The sequence below is a fragment of the Congregibacter sp. genome (genome assembly GCF_965660375.1).
In the GTDB taxonomy this organism is placed as follows: domain Bacteria; phylum Pseudomonadota; class Gammaproteobacteria; order Pseudomonadales; family Halieaceae; genus Congregibacter.
Genome location: NZ_CBFHZO010000039.1, coordinates 1 through 6166, shown reverse-complemented (window position 1 = coordinate 6166; position 6166 = coordinate 1). Strand labels below are relative to the sequence as shown.

4 protein-coding genes are annotated in these 6166 nt (G+C 57.2%); 3 read left to right on the top strand and 1 reads right to left on the bottom strand.

Going from position 1 to position 6166, the window contains the following annotated elements; genetic code table 11:
* The 3 genes from ACTG3T_RS03320 to ACTG3T_RS03310 form a co-directional block, all read left to right on the top strand.
* Positions 1 to 845, top strand: an 845-nt coding sequence (locus ACTG3T_RS03320; protein ID WP_439100848.1) for an MDR family oxidoreductase, incomplete at its 5' end; no start/stop codon positions are given.
* A gap of 21 nt (positions 846 to 866) precedes the next feature.
* Positions 867 to 2231, top strand: coding sequence for a YjiH family protein (locus ACTG3T_RS03315; RefSeq protein ID WP_439100847.1), 1365 nt, complete (start codon positions 867 to 869; stop codon positions 2229 to 2231).
* Positions 2232 to 2323: 92 nt separating this feature from the next.
* Positions 2324 to 2764 carry a hypothetical protein gene (locus tag ACTG3T_RS03310; RefSeq protein ID WP_439100846.1) on the top strand — a complete coding sequence of 147 codons (441 nt, stop codon included), beginning with the start codon at positions 2324 to 2326 and terminating at the stop codon, positions 2762 to 2764.
* 89 nt (positions 2765 to 2853) lie between these two features.
* Here the strand turns inward: ACTG3T_RS03310 and ACTG3T_RS03305 are convergent.
* A partial coding sequence (locus ACTG3T_RS03305; RefSeq protein WP_439100845.1) for a TonB-dependent receptor domain-containing protein occupies positions 2854 to 6166 on the bottom strand: 3313 nt, incomplete at its 5' end.

Here is a 6166-nt window from a genome sequence, read left to right as displayed (position 1 = left end):
CCATCAGCGGCGCTGCCCCCATCGCCCAGCGCCATCCTCTGGTGCTGGGTATTGACTATGCCGGCACGGTGCTGGAATCGACGCATGAAGAGTTTGCGGTTGGTGACCGGGTAGTGATGAACGGTTATGGCGCGTCGGAATTTCTTCACGGCGGCTATGCCGAGCGAGCGCGGGTCAGCGGCGATCTGCTGGTAAAAGTGCCCGAATCCATTTCCAACGCACAAGCCATGGCGATTGGCACCGCCGGCTACACGGCGATGCTTAGCGTGATGGCCCTGCAAAACAATGGCCCTGCAGCCGGCGACGGCCCCATACTCGTCACCGGTGCGGCCGGCGGCGTAGGCACCGTAGCCATCAGCCTGCTGGCGGACCTGGGCTACGAAGTCATTGCCTCAACAGGCCGGGCAAGCGAGTCCGAGTTTCTTCTCGGCCTCGGTGCCACAGGCATTCTTGATCGCGCGGAGCTGTCCGACAAAGGCAAACCTCTTCAGAAAGAGCGCTGGGCCGGCGTTATCGACTGCGTCGGCAGCCACACCCTCGCCAATGCCATCGCGCAGACTCGCTACGACGGCGTGGTTACCGCCTGCGGTCTCGCCCAGGGCGCGGATCTGCCGGCTACTGTCATGCCCTTCATTTTGCGCAATGTACGCCTTCAGGGCGTCGACTCGGTACAGGCGCCCATGTCACGCAGACTCATTGCCTGGAACCGCCTGGCAAAGGAGCTGGACCTCGACAAGCTTGAAGCACTGTCCTTCGATCTACCCTTCAGTGAGGTTTTGTCCCGGGCCCCGGAGATTCTCGCGGGTAAGATTCGCGGCCGGGCCATAGTAGATCTCTCTCGTTAGTTCAGGGCACGGCCCGGGGCTATGAGTACAGCTACCATGCAGGAGGCATCCGCCAGTTTGAATCGATTCCTGGTACCGTCATTCGTTGGCGCGGCGGTTTTTCTATGCCCGATTTTTTACGACGGTGCCTGGACCATACTTCTGGGCGTTGCCGCGGATTCCTTGCGGGGGTTTATCGGTGATGAAATGCCTGCACTTTTGTTGTCCATCGTCACGGTGTCTGCGCTGCTGACCGTGGCTGGCGCCGTTAATCCAGCGTTACAGCGCCGGTATCGGCAACACGGTGTTACCCGGGTATTTGATGTACCCCTGTTCTGGCTGGCGTTGCGGCTTTTGGGCACCCTCTGTGCCTGGCTCATTGTGTTCCAGCTGGGACCGGAATTTATCTGGAGTGAATACACCGGTGAGGTTGCCCTGTTTTCCCTTGGGGGCACCATCGTCACCATTTTTCTGTGCGCATCCTTTCTTCTACCCATGCTCACCGACTACGGACTCATGGAGTTTGTGGGTACGCTCCTGCAGCCGGTGTTTCGTCGGCTCTTCACGCTGCCGGGCCGTGCTGCAGTAGACGCCTTGGCCAGCTGGCTGGCAGCGGCAGCGGTGGGCGTGCTGATTACCATCAGCCAGTACGAACAGGGTCACTACTCCCGCCGCGAGGCTATTGTTATTGCCACCAATTTCTCGGTAACCAGCCTGCCCTTCTGTCTGTTTGTGGTGGAGTTTATTGGACTCCGTGAGTACTTTTTTTCGGTCTATGGAACCATCGTCACCATTGGTGTGTGCTGTGCGATTCTTCTGCCACGACTGCCACCTCTGAGGGGCATTCAGCCGCTCTCCACCGACGCAACCGTCAGCGAAGTGCAGAGTGACGACGATACTGAGCAGGACAATATTCTGTCTAAAGCCCTCGACGCCGCCAGACAGCGTGCCGCCACAAGCCCGAATATCAAGGAGTACCTTGCGGCCTCGGCCCAGCACGTAATGGATATCTGGATGGGACTGGTGCCGCTGGTAATACTCATCGGCACCCTGGGGCTGGCAGTGGCGGAGTTCACGCCGGTCATGCAGACCCTGTCCGCCCCCCTGATCCCCTTTCTTAAGTGGTGTGGCTTACCCGATGCCGCCGCCGCTGCGCCCACCTTTATGGTGGGTTTTCTGGACATGTTCCTCCCGGCCGCCATCGGTCAGGGAGTGGAGAGCGAACTCACCCGATTCGTAATCGCCGCGGTGTCGTTAACCCAGCTCATTTACCTCTCGGAGGTAGGTTCGCTTCTTCTCCGCAGCGCGCTTAGGATCAACATTTTGACGCTGCTGGGCGTTTTTATCATGCGCACGCTTATCGGATTTCCCATTGCAGTGGTGGCTGCAAAGTTCTTTATGGCTTGAAAAAACGCGCACCGGCACGTCCGCCAGAGACACATTTAAAGCGCGATTAGCGCATTGCAAAAAGGGGTCGACTTATTAAAACGCATCACCATGTGGTGGCCGCCACGGCGGAGATACCCTCAACGCGCCAGCGACTATTGGTGCGTTACCTGATTGCCCTTTTTGCAGATCTCATCGTCATCAACCTGTTTGCCGAGCATTGGGACCGGGTATCTCTGGACAGCTTCAGTATTTCCCTGGTGGCCGCGATTCTGTTGCAGCTGCTTCTGCAGGCGACCCTGGCACTGGAACACCGTGTCGGTGGCTGGTTTGATCAGCGTAAGGGCTTCCACTGGACGTTTCTGCGCTACTTCAGCGCCTGGCTCATCCTCTTCGGTTCAAAGTTTGTAATGCTTGGCGCCGTGGATCGCATTCTTGGTGAGGGGCTCCACTTTGCGGGGGCCATGCACGGGGTGCTGGCGTTCATCGTAGTAGTGGCCGGGATGCTCATTGCCGAAGAACTGATCACCCGGATTTACCGAAGCCTGGCCTGACCACTAGCGAGGGGCCCAAATTTCAGGCAAAAAAAAGCCGCCTACGCAATGTAAGCGGCTCGTTTAGGTCCTTCGATCAAGACTCGATCTTAGAAACCACCGAAGACCATGTTGAAGCCGAGGTACACATAGGTACCACGGGCGCTGGCAGGGTATCCGCGGTTGGTGATGAACGGCTGCTCATCGGTAAGGTTACGCACACCACCGAAGACACTCATGGTGTCTTTAATAGCGAAGGTAGCGGCGATATCGTGCTGCCAGTATTCATCCTGTACCACCGAGTCGCCATACAGCTCTTGTGCCGTGTCGATTTCGATGAAGGCCAGCAACTGCTCATCCTGGTACTGCGTCTGCCACTGTACCGTCAGGTCCTTCCAGTACCAGTTCAGCCAGATGTTACCGGCAAGCTCTGGTCGGTTGACCTCACCCAGCTCCACATCCACAACGGAGGAATCAAGGGGGTCTGAGAAACGGTTCAGCTCATTGACGTAGGTGCCACCGATGGACGCCTTGAAGCCGTGCTCTCCGATGGAGAAGTCATAGCTTCCCTGGAAGTCGATACCGTCTGACTCGAGGTTGGCGAAGTTGATGGGCGAAACCTGCAGGAAGTTAAAGCCACCGAACTGCACCGAGGACGAGTTCGAGTTTCGTGTGAACTGGCTACAGAAGGCTTCGTTGAGCGAAGTACCCTGATAGCAAGCGTCCACGATGTTCTGCGAGGTGACAGACTCGATGGCGTCTTCGATCTCGATGGACCAGTAATCTACGCTCACCGTCAAACCATCAAGGAAGGAGGGCTGGAAAACCACACCAATGGTGTAGGTATCTGCCGTTTCTTCCTGGAGTTCCCGGTTACCGCCCTGAGTACCGCCAAAGGAGGCAGACAGAGGATCGGTGTAGACATAATTACCCTCTGCATCAAAGGGGTTGAGTCCTAAGGTTGCAAAGTCCGCTACACAGTTTGCCTGGGTCTGCGCACCAATAGAGCCGGACAGCGCCGCAAGCTGGGCGGCATCACAGGGATCGATGGGACGGAAGTTGGTACCCGTGGTGGGTGCAAACAGCTCATTGATGTTAGGTGCGCGCACCGCCTGAGACACCGTTGCACGGAAACGGATATCGTCTATGGGCGTCCAGGAAAGACCGGTCTTCCAGGTGTATGCCTCGCCGATAGTGCTGTAATCCGAGGCACGCACGGCCGCATCAAACACCAGGGATTCGGCGAAAGGCGTTCCGGACAGCAGCGGTACGTTCACTTCAAAGAATACGTCGGTAACGTCGTAGTCACCTACTTCGTTACGGTTGGACAGCGCAGGACGGAACAGCAGGTTGCTGTTGTCACTGACGTCCGACAGCTGCGTACCCTCAGGGAATGGAGCCCCCGCAGGGATGATGCCCAGCGCGTAGGAGTCAAAGGATGTTTCTGACTCTTCCTTACGGTACTCAACACCACCCGCAAAAGACACGGCGCCCGCAGGCAGCTCAAACCAGTCAGCGGAATCGCCGGTCACTACTGCTGAAAACACCGTCTGCTCGAGGGTGGCCCCTTCGCTGGTGGCACGGGTCACGAAGTCCACGGCTTCAGGGGTGATACCTGTTTCGCCAGCCCAGATATTCAGCGGCACACACTGACCGTCACCGGGGGTGAAGGAGTAGTAGCCGGGATCAAACACCGGAATATCAAAAGGCGTGGCAACTACCGGCGCATTCGGGTCCACGGAAGAGCGACAGGTTGCCTCACCGGTAGCAGGGTCCGCCACGGCATCGATTGCAGCCAGGAAGCGATCCACGATGACTTCGTTGCTGCGCTCAATGGTCTGCTCGAACTTGCCGTAGTTCGCAGAAACCTCATAGGTCCATCCGTTGGAGAAAGTGCCTTCCAGTCCACCGACGAAACGGAAAGTTTCACGCTCGGTAACGCGCTGGGTAGGTCCAAGACCAATGGGGTCAAGTGTGATCGCCACACCGCCCAGTTCCTGGGCAACAGGCTGAATAAATGCAGGGAGGAAGGGGTTGTCAGGAGCGCCAAACAACAGATCCCAGAAGGACTGAGGCCGCTCCTGGTTTTCGTTTTCCTGCCAACCGTATTTGAATTCACCAAACGCGGTCATGTTCTCGTTGATGTCGAAATGGCCGACCATGTTTAAAGTGATCTTGTCTTCCGGGGTGATCAGGTAGCTGTCGGCCTGCTGAATGGTGTTGAGGGAATCACCGCCAAAGCCCTGGAAGTTGCCCGCGACCCGACCGTCCTGCACCGGGGCATAACCGCCATTCTGATCAACGTTCCAACAACCGCCCACAACACCAAAAGACGCGGCGCCAAACACCGAGTTATAACCAGTGAAAGAATCCTGGCAGTCATTACGGCCATTGCCATCTAAATCAATGGGTACGTCAGGATCAAAACCTTCAAAGGTGTAGGGGTTACCCGGGATGATGTAGCCGTAGCCTGAGGTAAAGGGGAATGATCTGCCCAGTTCTACGGCACGCTGGGGAGCGCTTCCCGCCTGCGCGAACAAGGCCTCCTCCGCTGCGGTAATGGACGGCGCCATACCGAACTCAGCTTGGTAGTCGGCAATAAAATCTTCCTGAGTGGGAATCGGCAGCCCGAAATCCGTCAAACCCGTATTCTGGAAATTGAAATACTGCTGGAAGTTGGGCGTGTCGCCCGTGATATCACCCTGCTGAAAACGCAGATCCGGGTTGACCCAGTCTCGCCCGGTACCCGTGAGAAGCCCATCACGGCCACGCTCGCCAGCCTCAAGGCCTTCATCGGTACGATAATCGAGAGTTACGGCGACGTTACCGCGACCGTTGCTGAAGTTCTTACCCCACAGGGCAGAGATCGCAGACTGTCCCGCATCGGCTTCACTGGACATACCGGTTTGCAGGTCGATTTCGAAACCTTCGTAGTCGTCCTTGAGAATAAAGTTCACAACACCGGTTACCGCGTCAGCACCGTAGACAGCGGAAGCGCCGCCGGTGAGCACTTCGACGCGCTCGATCAGCTTCATGGGTAGCGAGCCGACGTCAACAGACTGAGTACCCGCTGCACCGGCGACGTGACGCCGACCATCAACCAGGACAAGTGTTCGGGCAGCGCCCAACCCTCTGAGGTTTAGGGTGTTGGTGCCGTCCGCGGCTGCGTTGTTACCGTCCAGCGAGTTTTCTGAAGTGTTAGACGAGAACAGCGCAGGAATATCATTGATAACATCGGTGATATTGAACTCACCGGAAATGGCAATATCCTCGGCGTTGACGCTGGTCACCGGTTGCGAGGCGATGGCATTGGGGTCACCAGCGATACGTGAACCGGTAACAACGACTTCTTCTAACTGGATATCTTCGCCCTGCTGGGCAAAAACGCTGGTGGACGTGGCTGCGGTCAGTGACGCAACCGCG

Bases quoted from the DNA above. Each gene is read 5' to 3' on its own strand.
- ACTG3T_RS03315 (WP_439100847.1), top strand. From the start codon at position 867: ATGAGTACAGCTACCATGCAGGAGGCATCCGCCAGTTTGAATCGATTC.